The organism is Cutibacterium sp. (assembly GCF_030525615.1).
Classification (GTDB): Bacteria; Actinomycetota; Actinomycetes; order Propionibacteriales; family Propionibacteriaceae; genus Cutibacterium.
On sequence record NZ_JAUNEJ010000001.1, the window covers coordinates 186898 to 202909 of the forward strand.

Here is a 16012-nt window from a genome sequence, read left to right on the forward strand (position 1 = left end):
TAATGATTGGTGGTTGGTGTCAGGAACGCTTGTAAAAGGGCAGATCGACAACGGTGACGTTGAGAGTCTTGCCTCTCACATCGATGCTGAGCGAGGTACCTACCTCAGCAACGTCGCGATCGACGAAGGCCATCGCGATCGGGTGGCCCAAAGTGGGGGAGAGGATGCCGGAAGTGACATATCCGACCTCCTGACCTTCATTCATGACGGTGTAACCGGCCCGTCCGGCGCGACGGCCTTCCCCAGCCAGTCCGACCAACACCCGGTCATGGGTGTCTTCACGGTTTTCGAGAGCAGAGCGCCCGACGAAATCCCCTTCCTTCTTGAAATTGACGACCCGTCCAAGGCCCGCTTGGGAGGGGTGGATATCGGTACCCAGCTCATGCCCGTAGAGGGGCATACCAGCTTCCAGGCGCAGCGTGTCACGGCAGGCCAGACCACACGGGGTGAGATCTTGGCCGCCCGCCTTCATGAGGAGACTCCAGAGATGTTCAGCTGCCTTAGCAGGTACATAGAGTTCGTAACCGTCTTCGCCGGTGTATCCGGTACGGGCAACGAGGGCAGGGGAGCCATTGAGCTGGCCGGTCAGGCAGCGGTAGTACTTGAGGTCGCGGACGTCGTCGGAATTGAGTGTGGTCTCGGTCAACGCCAAGGCCGCCAGCACGATGTCGACGGCCTTGGGGCCCTGTACTGCGACCAGAGCCGTCTGAGCTGATTCATCGGAGACGGTGACGTCGAATTTAGCGCACCGCTTAGTCAGCTCCGCGACATCGGTTTCGGCGTTGGCTGCGTTGGCAACGACGAGATAGTCACCGTCAGGGAGGTGATAAGTCACTACGTCATCGACGACGCCGCCAGTGTCGGTCAACAAGAGGGAGTATTTTGCGCGGCCCACTGCGACAGCCGAGAGCTTGCCTGCCAGGGCATAGTCGAGGGCTTTCCCAGCGTCGGTCCCGGAGACTCTGATCTCGCCCATGTGGGACAGATCGAAGATACCGGCATTCTTGCGGACAGCGTGGTGTTCAGCCAGATCTGAGGAGTACCGCACCGGCATGTTCCAGCCTGCGAAGTCGGTGAAGGATGCTCCGAGACTTTCATGAACAGCCGCCAGTGGTGTGAGTCGAAGCGTGGTCATGTTTGGAAGTATGGCATGACGTGGGACCGCTTGCTTGCTCCCGGTCAGAACTAAGGAAGTAGACTTGATGACGTACGACGGAGTTCATACCGCGAACTCCGTGGCAGGTCGGGTAGGAGTTCGAGATGCCCTTGTCAGCAGAGGAACAGCGGCGCCTCGCCGAGCTCGAAGAATACCTGTCCACTGACGATCCTGATTTCACCCGATCGTTCTCTCAGAAAGCTTCCGCAACCCGTCGTCCCTCCCCGGTAGCGAATGCTGTGGAGCAGCGGCGGATGCGTCGTGTCCGGGTTCGTCGCCGTAAGATCCTTCTCGGATCTGCCATGGTGTTGCTGGGTTTTGCCGGAGTTGTCGGAGGCGTCGTGATAGGCAGCGGCTTGCTGGCAGTTGCCGGTTTCATCGTTATGGCTGCGGCGGTCGGAGTGCTGGTGCCCACAGACCAGGACATAACCCTGCGCGGCGGTGGAATCCGAGGAGGCAACCGCAGAATCCGGGGGAGTAGGGGTCGAATGCAGCCGAATGGCGGAAACCGTGAGAGCAATCCTGACTCTTTCACCGCGCGGATGGAGGAGAGGTGGCGGCGGCGTCAGTCGCGATGAGACTCATCGCTTGACCAGAGACGCCGGAATCCAGATAGCCAACCAATGAGGTTTCGGAGTGCGTGTTTTCGTCAGCCACTCTTTGACCGCTGCGAGGTCGGAGATCATCGACTCGTAATGACCCTCCTCACCCGACCAGCGGTCCCTTTCTTCGGCCAAGGCCAGCCGACGTACGGCCCGGGCGGTGGCCTCGTCCATGTCTTGGGTCAATGCGGTGGCCTGGCGGCGAAGTGTGCCATCGGGCCAAGGTAGCCCGTGGTCAATCCACAGGGCGCGCAACTCCTGCCAGGTGTCGGCTGGGGACCCGTTCGACGTTCGGCGTCGCGCGATGGTCATGCGGATGAACATCGGCAAGACGAGCAGGATAAGGACGATCAGCACGACGATGAGGACTGGCCAATTGACGCTGTTATGGCCGGTGGTGCTGACGGGAACGGGGCTGTTTGACACTGCCGGGGTAATGGGGGCTGTGGGCGCTGGAGTTGATGATGGCGAGCTGGTCGACTGCGGCGAGGGTGTCATGGTGGCAGACGCGGTCGCATTGGGAGACGGCGTGGCAGCAGTCTTGTTGGTCCAAGCCGGTTCTGGAGCCACTGCGGCGGTCGGCTCGAACCTCACCCATCCATAGCCTTGGAAGTACAACTCCGGCCACGCGTGCATCTGGTTGGCTCGCACTGCCCATCTGTCACCCTTGTGATCTCCAGGAAGGAATCCGACAGAAACCCGTGAGGGGATTCCTTCGAGGCGGGCCATGAGCGCCATCGAGGCTGCAAAGTGAATGCAGTATCCCTTGTGGGTTCGCAGCAAGAAGGCCTGGAGCACCTGGAACCCGTTGCCTTCGGGGGCATTGATGTCGTAATGGAATCGGGAGTCGTCGCGCAGCCAGTTCTGGATGGCGACGGCTTTGGCCACCGGGGCGGTCTTGCCTTGAACGATGTCGTGAGTCAGCTCCTGAATGTCGGCTGGTACCGAATCTGGGACCTCGGTATAGACGGTGTCGTCAGGAACGCCGACCTTTGCCTCATCGAAGGTTGCTGGATCAGGATCCGGTTCCTGGGCGGAAATGGTGTATTGCATGTCGTCGGTCGCGTGGTGGTGATCGGCTGAGGTTGAGACGATCGTCAGGCTGCCGGGGTCCCAGGCCCAGGTATGGTCCACATCGGCATCGATCGGCCCATATGGTGCGGGCAGGTATTGGGACGAGAAACTGTTGATTGCGATATCGACGTCGTGGGTCTGTGAATGGCCGGTCAGTCCCGGAACCACGCCGGGAGCAGAGTGCTCAAGATCGACTGGTATGAGTCCCCATCCACCATCTGTCATCTTGGGCAAAGAGGTCAGGCGCAGGTACTCGCCGTCAGGGCTGTTGGTGATGTAGTCGATGACTGAGGCCGTTGACTTGTTGTGGAGATTGCGACGTAGATCGATAGTGGGGTCACTCATGCGCACCGGAGCCGACGGACCTGCTGACGGGCGAGCCAGGTCGAGGTGGCCCCACACTGGAGCGATGGTCGCCAGAATCGTCGCAAGGGCAATAGTGATGGCCCCGATGATAATCGCTGAAAGCCCAGTCAATCGGCCGCCGCCGCGCAGCGCGTGATCGACAGCAAGGATGGTGAGCCACCCAGCTGCAACCAGAGTGAAACTCCACCACGGGGCGTCATCAGCTACCGCCAGAACAGTTAACAGATGAGCGGCCAATAGTGGGGCAAGGGACCATCCTGGGCTCTCCAAGGTGACGGTGACCAAGTCTGTCAGGACGGTGAGGATACCGGCTACTGTCGTCGCCAACCAGATGACTCCAATCGACGGCGGGAGAGGTCCGTAAGTGGTCGTGATGAGGGTGACGGTGTCGCGGTAAAGGTGCAGGAAACTGAAGGGGAAGCTGCCCGATGACCCGGCTATGGATGCGCAGATTCCTCCCATCACCACGGCAATGACGACAACGGTGATGGCTTGTACGCCCTGTACCTCGGCGTGATCCCAATGACGGCGTCGGCACAGCAGCCCAATGGCCTCCAAGAGGATGATGATGGCCGTCGGCCCGATCCAGTACCAAGGGTCAGTGGTGAGACTCGACAGCGAAAGAGTCGTCAGAATTAACGCTAGAGCAACGGCCAGATGGATTGCCGCCCCGTGGAGTGGTTGCTCGATTGGTCCGAGGAACTCCAAGAGCCAAGGCTGAGGCTTGGCGGCACGACGAGGATTGCTCATGAAACCGCCACCCCATCACCCAACAGCTGTTGCCAGGCTGACTCAATGGAGGTGCGGGAGTAGACGGGAACGACCGTCCATCCGGCATCTGACAGCTTGGTCAAAGCTTGTTCGTGTTCTTCGGCCTGCTCAACAGTTCCACGGAATCGGCGGGCCACGAAGGTGTCAGTGTCCAGAACAAAAGCAAGTCCCGCAGCTCGGTCTCGTCTCAGATCCACGAGATCATCAATGTCATCTGATTCCAGTCTTCCGAGGACAGCGATGGCTGGGCCGTCTATTCCTTGGCAGGATTCGACGGCTTTGCCGAGGGTGGCGTCAGGTCTCAACGGTTCATCGACGAGGGTCTCGAGAAGATCACCGGTGAGCGGGCCGGCGGAATCACAGACGTAAGTGACGTACCCGTCCGTCGTGAGGCGAGTAGCTATGGATGCCACTGAGTTGACGGCCCACTCAAAGGAGGCGTTGGGGCCAGTGCCAGCGTGGCGACGGGCTCGGGAATCCAGCATCACCACTACGGATGGGTTCCAAGCCTGTTCCTCACGACGGACCATGAGATCGCCGCGGTGTGCTGTGGATCGCCAGTGGATACGACGTACTGAGTCGCCGGTGTGCCAATCACGCACCATGGCGTCATCAGGGCCGCGTCTACCGGCATTGACGGCGGAAGATCTGGTGTCGAATCCCTGAGCGCCAAGCTCTCTGGAAGCGCCCAGGTCGACGATTCGTGGCGTCACAACGACTTCGGCTACTTCACCAAGATTGGTATGGCGACAAGCCATGCCGAAAGGGTCGACGGTACGCATCATGACGGGACCGATCGTGAAACGACCACGGGTGGTGGGGACAATCGACGTCTCAATGGTCGAGGAGCCCCCTCCCGGTTGACCCAGGGCAGCTGGCAAGACGTCAGTGAACTGCGCCGCTCCCAAGGGCAATCCTCCACAATGCTCCACGGTCACAGTTTCGACGGCTTCGGATCCCAACGGTATCCGTACCGGGGCCAGACTGCGTTTGGCCCGAACCCGGGGACGGAACCATGCCACAACCGCGATGGCGATTAACGGCAACAGGAACAGGAGAATGCCGATTCGAGCAAGGTCCCGTTGATCGATGCTCAGCCCGATGACCACGAGGACGATGCCGACGATTCCGACAGCACGCCCTCGCGCGGTGAGAATCCCATGACGAGGGGAGTTAGGCGCGTAGAAGGAACTCATCGGTCCTGATGGGTCCGCTCGGGTAGCGGGACCTGGCGCAGAATTGAGTCGATGACAGACTCGGCTGCCTGGGTAGTGCCGTGGCGCGCAGCCCCACTGCGTCCTGAGAGCACGAGACGGTGAGCCAAGATCGGGGAAGCAAGGGCCTGAACGTCGTCAGGAATTACATAACCACGGCCACTCATGGCAGCGCGAGCTCGACAGGCGCGAATCAAGTGAAGGGCAGCTCGGGGAGACGCCCCCAACCGAATGGACTCGTGATGGCGGGTGGCAGCGACGATGTCCAGAACGTATTCGTGAATGTCGGTTGCCACATGAACTTTGAGAACAGCGGAGATGAGGTTTCGAACCTCTGCGGCATCGGTGACCGGGATGACCTGATCGAGGGGAGAGGCTGCGCCATGGTGTTCGAGCATGGCAAGTTCGGCGGAGCGAGTTGGGTAGCCCATGGTAATGCGAGCCATGAAGCGGTCGCGCTGGGCTTCCGGCAGACGGTAGGTGCCCTCCATCTCAATCGGGTTCTGGGTGGCCATAACCATGAAGGGAGAGTCAAGGACGTGGGTTTGGCCATCCGCTGACACTTGGCACTCGGCCATCGCCTCGAGGAGAGCCGATTGGGTTTTGGGGGAGGCTCGATTGATCTCGTCTCCGACGACGATGTTGGCGAAGATGGCGCCAGGTTTGAAGACGAATTCCTTCTTCTCCTGGTTGTAAACGCTGACGCCGGTGATGTCGGAGGGCAGTAGATCCGGAGTGAACTGGATGCGGTGCACAGTGCTGTCGATGGCGCGGCCGAGTGCGCGGGCGAGCATTGTCTTGCCGACGCCGGGAACGTCCTCCACCAGGAGATGTCCTTGGGCGAGGAGGACGATGAGGGCGGTGTCGATGCGTTCGTTCTTACCCTCGATGACTCCCGCCACGGCTGAGCGAATGGCATTCGTCACGGCCACCACGTCGTCAATCGTCGCCGACGTGGTCGCAACATCGTCGAATAGTTGGGCATGGGCCGGAAAGGCCGAATGCAGTTCTTCGTAGCTCAACGGGATCCTCCTGGCATGCACAGCGATGGCCGGGTCCATGCTATCGGGACTTTCTGACGGTGAGGCCCGAGTTGCTGCTGTGATCCCCGGAACACGGTCGAAGGGTTCCTTTGAAGGGGCATATGACGGCCTCATCGCGCGGCAGGAGTGGGGGTAGGTGGCGAACAGGGAGTGGCAATGGTGACGTAGTGGAGCGTTGTGGAGTATGGTGGAGGCAAGTGGAGGAGATCGTGGAGCAAGGAGGTGCCCGGTGTTTCTGGGTACGCATACTCCCAAGCTCGACGAAAAAGGCCGCTTCTTCCTACCGGCGAAGTTCCGCGACGAGTTGGACGATGGGTTGGTCATCACCAGAGGCCAGGACAGGTGTTTGGCGATCTACCCGACTGAAACCTTCGTGGAGATGACCCGGGAGATCGCCAAAGGCTCGGTGAGCGTCAAGAAGGTTCGTGACTACCAGCGCATGCTGGCAGCGGGAGCCAGCGACACCGCCCCAGACAAGCAAGGGCGGGTGATGATTCCGCCGATGTTGAGGCGCTATGCCGGTCTCGACAAAGAGATCGTCGTAGTGGGTGCGATCACCCGTGTCGAGGTGTGGGACGCCGTCGAGTGGGAGAAGTACTCCGAAGCCCAGGAAGAGGCCTTCGCTGACATGAACGAGGAGGTCTTTGCCGAACAGTGACGACGTGATCCGAGGCTCCGGTCCGACCGGGCACCCTGACACAACTTCCCCTGTGCCAGGTGGTTCAGCCGGAGCGGAACCCCGGATCACGGGTCGTTGACACCGGTCGAAGACGTTGCTGGCAAACCATGCCGGGGAGAGGATGCTCATGGCGACCGATGCCACCGGTAGCGATGCCGTCCACATCCCGGTCATGCCCGCCCGTATTCTCGACCTTCTTGCTCCGGCTCTCGAGGGTGACAATTGCGTGCACGTCGACGGCACCCTTGGTATGGGAGGCCACGCCGAAGCCGTTCTGAATCGGTTCCCTCAGGTTCAGGTTGTTGGTATCGACCGTGACCAGCAGGCCCTGTCGATGGCAGGTGCGCGTCTCGAACCTTTCGGAGACCGTGTCCATCTTGTCCACGCCGTCCATGACCAGCTCCCCGAAATCCTTGATGATCTCGGGCTGGAGTACGTGAATTCAGTATTGCTCGATCTCGGGCTGTCCTCACTGCAGATTGACGAGGTGGACCGCGGGTTCTCTTACTCCGTTGATTCCCCGCTTGATATGCGCATGGACCAGTCCGGTGGACCTACTGCCGCCGAGATTGTCAACGAGTACGCCTCAGCCGACCTGGTCCGGATACTGCGCGAATATGGCGAGGAGAAGTTCGCCGATCGCATTGTGCGTTCCATCGTCGCCGAGCGTGCTCATCAACCCATTGCGACCTCTGGGCGCCTTGTTGAGATCATCACCGAGGCAATACCGGTTTCCGTACGGCACAAGCGCTCGGGACATCCTGCCAAGCGCACCTTCCAGGCGCTGCGCATTGCCGTCAACCGAGAGATGGAGACTCTTTCAGCAGTATTGCCGCGCGCCCTCGACCGGCTTGCCGTCGGTGGTCGGATGGCGGTACTCGCCTACCACTCTTTGGAGGATCGGCCAGTCAAGGAAGTCTTTCGTGACGCCTGCGCCGATTCTGCCCCAGCAGGTTTGCCAATGGTTCCGGAGTCGATGGCAGCCAAGTTCAGCGCGGTCACTCGAGGAGCTGAACGCCCTGATGCCGATGAGGTGTCTACAAATCCACGATCCGCTTCAGCACGGTTGCGGGTTATCGAGCGGGTCCGTCGCGGCTCCGTCACCGATCAGTATGCGACCAAGGAGAGCCGATGAGCGCCGAACCAGCACCGCGTTCCCAGCCGATCGCGCGTACCACGTCGTCGCGTTCTGTACTGCGCGTCCTGCCCCAGAGGGGCCAGCAGCAGAGGATGGGGCGACTCGGCTTCGCCATTCTCATCGTTGTCATGCTCGCTGTTGGATACGCTGGGCTTCTGGTGCTGAACACCACGATTCAGGCACAATCCATGACGATTGCCAAGGAGAATCGCAACCTCAGCGTTCTGCAGCACCAGGAAGCTGTGTTGGCTGGTGAGGTCGCTCAGCTGCGAGGATCGCAGCATTTGCAGCAAGAGGCCAAGGAGCTTGGCATGAGACCGAACCCCTACGGCTCTTTCATCGACCTGCGTACTGGCAAAGTGATGGGAACTCAGACGAAGGTCGACGGCAAGGAGGTGCCAGGAGTCATCGGTGAGACGACCAAGCCAAAGGCGGGTCAGCCGTGAGTGATTCCCGACACCCCGCCAGCCCCACTCGACGCCCCGGTTCCGCCCGACCCTCTGCGGCTCGGCGAGGATCAGCGACGTCGCAACTCGGGTCTCGTTCCGGTCGGCCTGCGTCGAGTCGCAAACCAGCCCGGCAGGTAGCATCCCAACGCGGTCGTCTGACCATCGTCATGGCAGCATTCCTCGTGGTCGCCATTGGTCTGGCCAGCCGTGCCCTGCAGCTGCAGGCAATTGAGGCTCCGGCGTATGCAGCTTCGGCGGCTGCGCGGATGAAGTACACATACGACTTGGAGCCCAATCGTGGCCAGATCACTGATCGCAATGGCACTGTTATGGCCCAGACCCAGCCAGCAGTGCTGGTATTCGTCGACCCGCGCATGATCTCGCGCAATGGCGTCGACGAGCGCGTCACCATGAGTCGTACCCAGCAGGAGAAGGCAGCTGCCGCTCCGAAGGCGGTGGCCAAGATTCTTGCCAAGCATCTTGGTGGACGTCCCGAGGATTATCGCAAGGCTGTCACGGCTACCGAGTCCAATGGCACTCTCAGCCGCTACGTGGTCGTCCGGCGCCACGTCAATAGCTACACCTTCGACCTCATCAAACAAGATCTGGAGAAGGGGGACTGGTACGGGGTTTTCAGCTCAAATGACCCCATCCGTACCTATCCCTCCGGGAAAGTGGCGTCCAATGTTGTCGGATTCGTCAATTCCGAGGGTAAGGGCGCTAGTGGGTTTGAATACGCCCATGAGAAGGCCTTGGCCGGTGTGGCTGGCAAGGAGTCCTATGAGGCTTCGACGTGGGGACGTATCCCGTTGGGGTCCAATACCCTCGTTCCCGCCGTCAATGGCACCAGTTACACCTTGACTATTGATGCGCAAATGCAGCTCATGGCCCAACAGGCCTTGGAAACGGCTGTTAAGAACGCCAAGGCTAAGAGTGGTGAAGTCGTCATGATGGACGTTACGAATGGCGAGGTGCTCGCCATGGCCTCGACACCCACCTTCGACTCGAACGAAGCCGGAAAAGCCACCGAAGATCAGACTCGAAATCGGGCCATCCAGGACGCTTACGAGCCGGGGTCCGTTCAGAAGGTACTGACGATGGCAGCTCTCGCTGACCGGGGACTCATCACCCCTGACAGCCGAGTTGTCGTTCCTCCCGCCTTGTCCTCGGGAGGTGGCAAGATCACCGATGCTGAGTCCCATGGCACCCAGTATTTGACTGCTCGCGGTGTGCTCGTCCACTCCTCGAATATCGGGGTAGCTCTCCTCGCCCGAAAGCTTGACAAGGAATCCTTCGTTTCCTACCTCAAGTCTTTCGGTTTGGGGACAGCTACCGGAATTGGTCTGCCTGGTGAGGCGCATGGACAGATTCCCAAGCCCGACATGCCCGACTACACCCGCGATCAAGTGGCCTTTGGTCAGGGTCTGGCAGTGACTGCGATCCAGGAGGCCGCTGCGGTGGCTGGCGTTGTCAATGGCGGTGTCTACCACTCTCCGACGATCATCAAGTCGGCTGTGGACGGTCACGGCGAATCCGCGGAGATTCCAGAGACAACGACTCGGCGAGTTATTTCTCAGCAGGCTTCCGATCAGGTTCGCGACATGATGGAGAACGTCGTCTCGACGGTCAAGGGACGCCCCATCCCGGATTACCGGATGGGTGCAAAGACGGGTACCGCTCAACGAGTTGACCCGGAGTGCCACTGCTATCGCGGTTACGTATCCTCGTTTATCGCCGTTGCCCCTATTGAGAAGCCCCGGATTCTCACTTACGTCGTCATCAACCAGCCCACCAAAGGGCACCTAGGCACGGAGGTGGCACAGCCGGCGGCACGGCAACTGATGTCTGTCGCCCTGCCGCGATACGGTGTGCAACCGTCTACTGACAAAGCGCCCAAAGAACCTTTGGAGTACCAGCCGTGAGTTCTGAAACTTCCACGTCAGCTGCAGAGGTCGCGATGCGGCCCTCACAGGTCAATCCCATCGCGTGGGCTGACATAGTAGCTGCGCTCGACGGGTGTCGAGCCGATGAGAATGGTCCTGCCATCAGCGGCATTACCTTGGACTCGCGTCAGGTAGGCCAAGGCGACTTGTACGTCGGGTTGCACGGTCTCCATGTGCATGGTGCCCGCTACGCTGCCTCAGCGGCACAGTCCGGCGCGGTTGCTGTTCTTACTGACGAAGAAGGTGCGATCCTTGCTGCAGACGCTGGTGTGCCAATCATCGTGGTACCGGACCCTCGCGCTGCCATGGCAGTAGCGGCTGCCAAGATCTTTGGTCATCCTGCAGATGCCATGATGATGTTTGGCATTACTGGCACCAACGGCAAGACGACGACAGCCTTTCTGGTCGAGGCAGGATTGCGTGCTGCCGGTCACCACGTCGGAACGATCGGGACAATTGGGTTCCGGCTTGACGGCGCAGAGTTGCCAAGTACCCGTACCACAGTGACGACTCCGGAAGCTCCTGATCTTCAGGGCCTTTTTGGCGCCATGGCTGAAAGAGGAGCGACGGATGTCGTCATGGAGGTCTCATCCCATGCCCTCGCCTTGCAGCGCGTCGATGGCACTCGATTCGATGTGGTGGCTTTCACCAACCTCGGACGTGACCATCTTGACTTCCACAAGACCCTTGACGCTTACTTCGAGGCTAAGGCGCGACTCTTTACCCCACAGTTAGCTCGAACCGGGGTCATCAACGTCGATGATCCGCGTGGTCGTCAGCTTGTCGAGAGGATGCAGAGTAACGGTGTGAAGGTCGTGACGACCTCGATCCACGAACCGTCTGACTACCAGGTGACCTCATGGCGTTCTGGTACGCGTGGGGCAATCCTCGAGGTCAAGACCCCGTCGGGGGAGCGCACCCTCGAATTGTCCCTGCCCGGTGAGTTCAACGTCCGCAATGCGGTGATGGCCCTCGCCATGCTGGAAACTGCCGGGCTGTCCTTCGATGAGGTCAAGCAAGGATTGTGTTCTGCGCAGGTGCCGGGGCGGATGGAGCGTATTGACCTCGGACCTGGTTCCCCGACCGCTCTCGTCGACTTCGCGCACACTCCTCAGGCGATTGCGTCGGCCCTTGATGCCGCACGGTCCGCCATCAGCGGGGGACGTCTGATAGCCGTTTTGGGGGCAGGCGGAGACCGTGATGTTGCCAAACGTGGCCCGATGGGTGAAGTTGCAGCGGAAAGGGCCGATGTCGTCATCGTTACTGACGACAATCCGCGTACCGAAGATCCGACCGTGATCCGCGCAGCGGTTCTGGAGGGAGCCCACGAGGCGGCCGGTGTCGGTGTCATCGTCATCGATGGCGGAAGCCGTCGTGAGGCAATCAACGAAGCTCTGAAAATGGCTGAGGTCGGAGACGTCATATGCGTGCTCGGCAAGGGACACGAAACAGGACAACGTGTTGGCAGCGAGGTGCTGCCATTCGACGACCGTGAGGTCATCCGAGCTGAATGGCAGGCCATGGCTCGGCAGGCCGAGGAGGATAAGACACGATGAGAGCTATCGACATTGCCACCCTCTCCCGATGGGTTGAGGCCGAACCAGTCGATGGTTCTGTGCAGGTGGGCCCCGACGTCGTCATCGACACCCGCAAGGTGACCCCGGGTTCCCTCTTCATTGCTCTTCCCGGCACTCGGGTGGACGGACACGATTTCACGAAGGCTGCCCAGGAGGCTGGCGCGGTAGCCGTGATGGGTACGCGAACCACGGACGCCCAACTGCCACACCTCATCGTTGACGACGGCCAGGCTGGCCTATCGAGGTTGGCCTGTCACGTCGTGGGTCTCGAGCGGGATCGCGGGATGCGGACAATTGCTCTCACTGGGTCCAGCGGCAAAACCAGCACCAAAGACATGTTGGCCCAGGTCCTTGAGGCCTTTGGCCCGACAGTTGCCCCGGTTGGGTCATTCAACAATGAGATCGGCGTGCCTCTCACAGCGTGCCGCGTCGATGAGACGACGGCGTATCTCGTCTCCGAGATGGGGGCTCGCGGTCTTGGACATATCTCCTGGCTGACCTCAATCGTTACTCCTGATGTCGCCATGGTTCTCAACATCGGAACCGCTCACCTAGGTGAATTCGGATCCCGTGAGGTTATTGCCCAGGCCAAGGGGGAAATTGTGGAGGCCCTGGGCTGTGATGGCTGGGCTGTTCTTAACGCCGCCGATGATCTGGTGATCGGAATGGCTTCGCGAACGCGTGGCCACATCGCATGGTTCAGCCCTGACGCCGAGCATCGTCGCCCTGACGCCGAAATCGAGGTCTGGGCCGACTCCATCACTGCTGACGATCTGGATAGACATTCCTTTACCCTGTGCGTTCGCTGCGGTGAGAGGACCTGGACCAGGCCGGTCCAGTTGACGACGATGGGTGCCCATCAGGTTGCTAACGCTGTCGCCGCTGCAGCGGCCGCACTGGCTGCTCTGGAATTCAACGGTGCCGTGGACGCACATACCGTCAGTCGTATTGCCGAGGCCTTGAGTCAGGCTGTGTCACGGTCTGCCATGAGGATGCAGCTGCGCGAGCGTGCCGATGGTCTGGTGCTGGTCGAGGACTGTTATAACGCCAACCCTGACTCCATGGCGGCCTCTTTGAAAGCCATGGAACACGTTCTGGCGACTCGCCGAGCCACCGATCCCCAGACCCGTGGAATTGCGGTGCTCGGAGACATGCTCGAACTCGGCAAGTACTCTGCCGAGTTCAATGCCGAATCGGGTCGACGAGCTGCTCAGGCTGGGTTTGAGATTGTCCTTGCGGTGGGTAACGAGGCCGAGAATATTGCTGCTGGCGCACGTGCCGAAGGCGCACATGCGGTCGTCACTACCGTGGAAGAGGCTGCTGGGTCGCTAAATTGGACCTCGCACGATGTCGTTCTCCTCAAAGCTTCTCGGGGTCTGGCCCTGGAACGGGTGGGATGCGCTGTGCTCGAGGATATGGAGGCTCAGGCGTGAAGAACATCCTGCTCGCCGGTGCGGTGTCGATGATCGGCACCCTTGTCGGTACGCGGTGGTTCATCCACTGGCTCGCCGCGAGGGGATATGGGCAATTCATCCGTGACGACGGCCCGACCACTCACAAGACGAAGAAGGGCACACCAACCATGGGCGGTGCCGTCATCATCGTCTCGGTCTTGCTGGCCTACATCGTCGCGCACTTGGTGACGTGGACTCACCCGACTCTGTCAGCCGTTTTGATTCTCTGGCTCTTCGTGGGTTTGGGATTCATCGGCTTCCTTGATGACTGGACGAAAATCTCCAAACAGCGCTCGTTGGGGCTTAAACCGAGGGGAAAACTGCTTGGTCAGGCATTCGTTGCCATCACCTTTGCTATCGGAGTGATGTACTTCCCGGATTCTCATGGGGTCACCCCGGGATCTCCGGCGATCTCGTTCCTGCGCGATATTTCCTGGCTTCACTTGCCGATTTGGTTAGGGATTATTTGGGTCATCGTGCTCATTGCAGGTAGCTCCAATGGAGTGAACCTCACTGATGGCCTAGACGGGTTAGCGACGGGTGCCTGCACGATGGTATTCGGTGCATACACCTTGCTGAGTATCTGGCAGTTCAACCAATGGTGTTCACGGGCGACCACCGCCGGTAACCACTGTTACGCAGTCCGCGACCCCCACGACATCGCTGTGGTCGCTGTCGCCATTGCGGGAGCCTGTTTTGGGTTCCTGTGGTGGAATGCGAAACCGGCCAAGATCTTCCTCGGCGACACTGGCTCCCTGGCCCTTGGCGGGGCTGTCGCGGGTATGGCCGTTGTCAGCCGTACCGAATTGCTGCTGGTCATCATCGGTGCATTGTTCGTCATTGAGACGGTCTCGGTGATACTCCAGGTGAGTGTGTTCAAACTCACCGGTGGGAAACGTGTTTTCAAGATGGCCCCACTGCACCACCACTTCGAGTTGAAGGGGTGGGCTGAGGTGACCGTGGTCATCAGGTTCTGGATCATTTGTGGCCTAGCTGTAGCAGCTGGCTTGGGGATTTTCTACGCAGAATGGGTGGCAAGGCAGTGACGTTTTCCGAAAAAGTCGATCTGAGTGCGGCCGACCGGCTCTTCGACTGGTCGGGAGTACACGTTGTGGTCGCAGGCTTGGGCACCTCCGGCTATGCCGCTGCCGACGCCTTGCTTGAACTCGACGCCCACGTTCTCGTTCTCGACGATTCCGACGACGACTCTCATCGTGACAAGGGAGGGCTGCTCGAGGTTCTCGGTGCCGAGGTGCGATTGGGGCCAGGAGCTGCAGTTGAGCTTCCTGCCGGCACCGACCTTGTCATCGTGTCTCCGGGGTGGCGCCCGACTCAGCCCCTGGTGGCCAGTGCTCTGCTTCAGGGAATCCCGGTGTGGGGAGAGCCAGAACTGGCATGGCGTCTCATGCATCCGGACCGTGTCGTCCCATGGCTGGCGATTACTGGCACCAATGGCAAGACGACGACTACCCAGATGACGGAGTCAATTCTCAAGGCGGCAGGGTTGCGAGCCTGCGCCGTCGGCAACATCGGTCGCCCCATCCTGGAGGCGATGGCCGATGAGATCGACTATGAGGTCTTTGCTGTCGAACTCTCCAGTTTCCAGCTGCACTGGTCAAATTCTCTGTCCCTGCATTCGGCTGCCGTCCTTAACCTGCAGCAGGACCATCTGGAATGGTATGCCCATGAGGATGATCCCTTCGCTTCCTATGCGGCAGACAAGGCTCGTATCTACCATCAAGTGACGAATTCGTGCGTCTACAACGTTGCTGACCCTGCCACCGAGCACATGGTCGAAGACGCTGACGTCGTCGAGGGAGCCCGTGCTATCGGCTTCACCACCGGTATCCCAGGACCCTCCATGATCGGTGTTGTCGATGATCTCATCGTTGACCGTGCATTCATCGATCAACGAGCGACCTCGGCTATGGAGCTGGCCCGTCTCGATGATGTCCATCCCTTCGCTCCGCACAACGTCGAAAACGCCCTGGCTGCTGCGGCCCTGACACGTTCCTTCGGTGTTCCTGCCCCGGCTGTTGGGCAAGGGCTGCGGGATCTTCACTTGGGCGGTCACCGTATCGAGACCGTCCATGAAGCTGGTGGCATTACCTGGGTTGACGATTCCAAGGCCACCAATCCGCACGCTGCGAACTCGTCGATGCGCGCTTTCGAACACATCGTATGGATTGCTGGTGGACAGGCCAAGGGAACCAATTTCGACGACCTCGTTACCACTCACGCTGAGAAGTTACGCGGTGCCATCGTTCTGGGAACTGATCGCGAGGTCGTTGCTAAGTCTTTGGCACAGCACGCCCCGCATTGTCCCGTCGTCGTCATCGACGATATGTCGCGAGAATGTATGGCCACGGCAGTCCGTGAAGCTGCCAAGATGGCCCGCCCTGGTGACACGGTCTTGATGGCCCCCGGATGCGCCAGTCTTGATATATGGCCTGGGTACGCTGCTCGCGGTGACGATTTCGCCAGCGCAGCACGACAGATTGACGGGCCGGATGCCGATGGCTGAGAAGTCGGTCGACCCCCGGGCT

Annotated in this window: 13 protein-coding genes; 9 read left to right on the forward strand and 4 right to left on the reverse strand. The window is 60.1% G+C overall.

What is annotated here, in order from left to right:
* Positions 1-19: 19 nt before the first annotated feature.
* Complete coding sequence (gene gcvT, locus Q4B98_RS00880; RefSeq protein ID WP_303194779.1) at positions 20-1135, reverse strand: glycine cleavage system aminomethyltransferase GcvT; 1116 nt, start codon at positions 1133-1135, stop codon at positions 20-22.
* A 125-nt stretch (positions 1136-1260) separates the two neighbouring features.
* On the opposite strand from gcvT, the gene Q4B98_RS00885 reads away from it, so the two are divergent.
* The gene (locus tag Q4B98_RS00885; RefSeq protein WP_303194781.1) at positions 1261-1734 is read left to right on the forward strand and encodes a DUF3040 domain-containing protein; all 474 of its coding nucleotides are present in this window, start codon (positions 1261-1263) and stop codon (positions 1732-1734) included.
* A gap of 3 nt (positions 1735-1737) precedes the next feature.
* Here the strand turns inward: Q4B98_RS00885 and Q4B98_RS00890 are convergent, their stop codons facing one another.
* The 3 genes from Q4B98_RS00890 to Q4B98_RS00900 are packed head-to-tail and all read right to left on the reverse strand — an operon-like array spanning position 1738 to position 6118.
* Entirely contained in the window at positions 1738-3948 is a 2211-nt protein-coding gene (locus Q4B98_RS00890) for a DUF3488 and transglutaminase-like domain-containing protein (RefSeq protein ID WP_303194782.1), read from the reverse strand.
* On the reverse strand, positions 3945-5165 hold the full coding sequence (locus Q4B98_RS00895) for a DUF58 domain-containing protein (RefSeq protein WP_303194784.1): 1221 nt from the start codon (positions 5163-5165) through the stop codon (positions 3945-3947). The genes Q4B98_RS00890 and Q4B98_RS00895 overlap by 4 nt, the downstream gene beginning before the upstream one ends.
* The gene (locus tag Q4B98_RS00900) at positions 5162-6118 is read right to left on the reverse strand and encodes a MoxR family ATPase (protein ID WP_303195546.1); all 957 of its coding nucleotides are present in this window, start codon (positions 6116-6118) and stop codon (positions 5162-5164) included. The genes Q4B98_RS00895 and Q4B98_RS00900 overlap by 4 nt, the downstream gene beginning before the upstream one ends.
* Before the next feature lie 337 nt (positions 6119-6455).
* On the opposite strand from Q4B98_RS00900, the gene mraZ reads away from it, so the two are divergent.
* From mraZ to murD, 8 genes are all read left to right on the forward strand, one after another.
* On the forward strand, positions 6456-6884 hold the full coding sequence (mraZ, locus tag Q4B98_RS00905) for a division/cell wall cluster transcriptional repressor MraZ (RefSeq protein ID WP_303194785.1): 429 nt from the start codon (positions 6456-6458) through the stop codon (positions 6882-6884).
* 142 nt (positions 6885-7026) lie between these two features.
* Positions 7027-8040: a 16S rRNA (cytosine(1402)-N(4))-methyltransferase RsmH gene (gene rsmH, locus Q4B98_RS00910; RefSeq protein ID WP_303194787.1), complete on the forward strand. Its 1014-nt coding sequence runs from the start codon at positions 7027-7029 to the stop codon at positions 8038-8040.
* 95 nt (positions 8041-8135) lie between these two features.
* Positions 8136-8489 (forward strand): cell division protein FtsL, encoded by a 354-nt coding sequence (locus Q4B98_RS00915; RefSeq protein WP_303195547.1) that lies wholly within the window; start codon positions 8136-8138, stop codon positions 8487-8489.
* Positions 8490-8659: 170 nt separating this feature from the next.
* Positions 8660-10414, forward strand: a complete 1755-nt coding sequence (locus Q4B98_RS00920; protein WP_303195548.1) for a penicillin-binding protein 2 — start codon at positions 8660-8662, stop codon at positions 10412-10414.
* Between the two features lie 35 nt (positions 10415-10449).
* Positions 10450-11991 carry a UDP-N-acetylmuramoyl-L-alanyl-D-glutamate--2,6-diaminopimelate ligase gene (locus Q4B98_RS00925; RefSeq protein WP_303195549.1) on the forward strand — a complete coding sequence of 514 codons (1542 nt, stop codon included), beginning with the start codon at positions 10450-10452 and terminating at the stop codon, positions 11989-11991.
* Positions 11988-13445: a UDP-N-acetylmuramoyl-tripeptide--D-alanyl-D-alanine ligase gene (gene murF, locus Q4B98_RS00930; protein WP_303194789.1), complete on the forward strand. Its 1458-nt coding sequence runs from the start codon at positions 11988-11990 to the stop codon at positions 13443-13445. The genes Q4B98_RS00925 and murF overlap by 4 nt, the downstream gene beginning before the upstream one ends.
* Positions 13442-14512 (forward strand): phospho-N-acetylmuramoyl-pentapeptide-transferase, encoded by a 1071-nt coding sequence (gene mraY / locus Q4B98_RS00935; protein ID WP_303194791.1) that lies wholly within the window; start codon positions 13442-13444, stop codon positions 14510-14512. Before murF ends, mraY begins: the two co-directional genes overlap by 4 nt.
* On the forward strand, positions 14494-15990 hold the full coding sequence (gene murD / locus Q4B98_RS00940) for a UDP-N-acetylmuramoyl-L-alanine--D-glutamate ligase (RefSeq protein ID WP_303194792.1): 1497 nt from the start codon (positions 14494-14496) through the stop codon (positions 15988-15990). Before mraY ends, murD begins: the two co-directional genes overlap by 19 nt.
* The last annotated feature ends 22 nt before the right edge of the window (positions 15991-16012 follow it).

Bases quoted from the DNA above. Each gene is read 5' to 3' on its own strand.
- gcvT (WP_303194779.1), bottom strand. From the start codon at position 1,135: ATGACCACGCTTCGACTCACACCACTGGCGGCTGTTCATGAAAGTCTC.
- Q4B98_RS00885 (WP_303194781.1), top strand. From the start codon at position 1,261: ATGCCCTTGTCAGCAGAGGAACAGCGGCGCCTCGCCGAGCTCGAAGAA.
- Q4B98_RS00890 (WP_303194782.1), bottom strand. From the start codon at position 3,948: ATGAGCAATCCTCGTCGTGCCGCCAAGCCTCAGCCTTGGCTCTTGGAG.
- Q4B98_RS00895 (WP_303194784.1), bottom strand. From the start codon at position 5,165: ATGAGTTCCTTCTACGCGCCTAACTCCCCTCGTCATGGGATTCTCACC.
- rsmH (WP_303194787.1), top strand. From the start codon at position 7,027: ATGCTCATGGCGACCGATGCCACCGGTAGCGATGCCGTCCACATCCCG.
- Q4B98_RS00915 (WP_303195547.1), top strand. From the start codon at position 8,136: ATGGGGCGACTCGGCTTCGCCATTCTCATCGTTGTCATGCTCGCTGTT.
- Q4B98_RS00920 (WP_303195548.1), top strand. From the start codon at position 8,660: ATGGCAGCATTCCTCGTGGTCGCCATTGGTCTGGCCAGCCGTGCCCTG.
- Q4B98_RS00925 (WP_303195549.1), top strand. From the start codon at position 10,450: ATGCGGCCCTCACAGGTCAATCCCATCGCGTGGGCTGACATAGTAGCT.
- murF (WP_303194789.1), top strand. From the start codon at position 11,988: ATGAGAGCTATCGACATTGCCACCCTCTCCCGATGGGTTGAGGCCGAA.
- murD (WP_303194792.1), top strand. From the start codon at position 14,494: ATGGGTGGCAAGGCAGTGACGTTTTCCGAAAAAGTCGATCTGAGTGCG.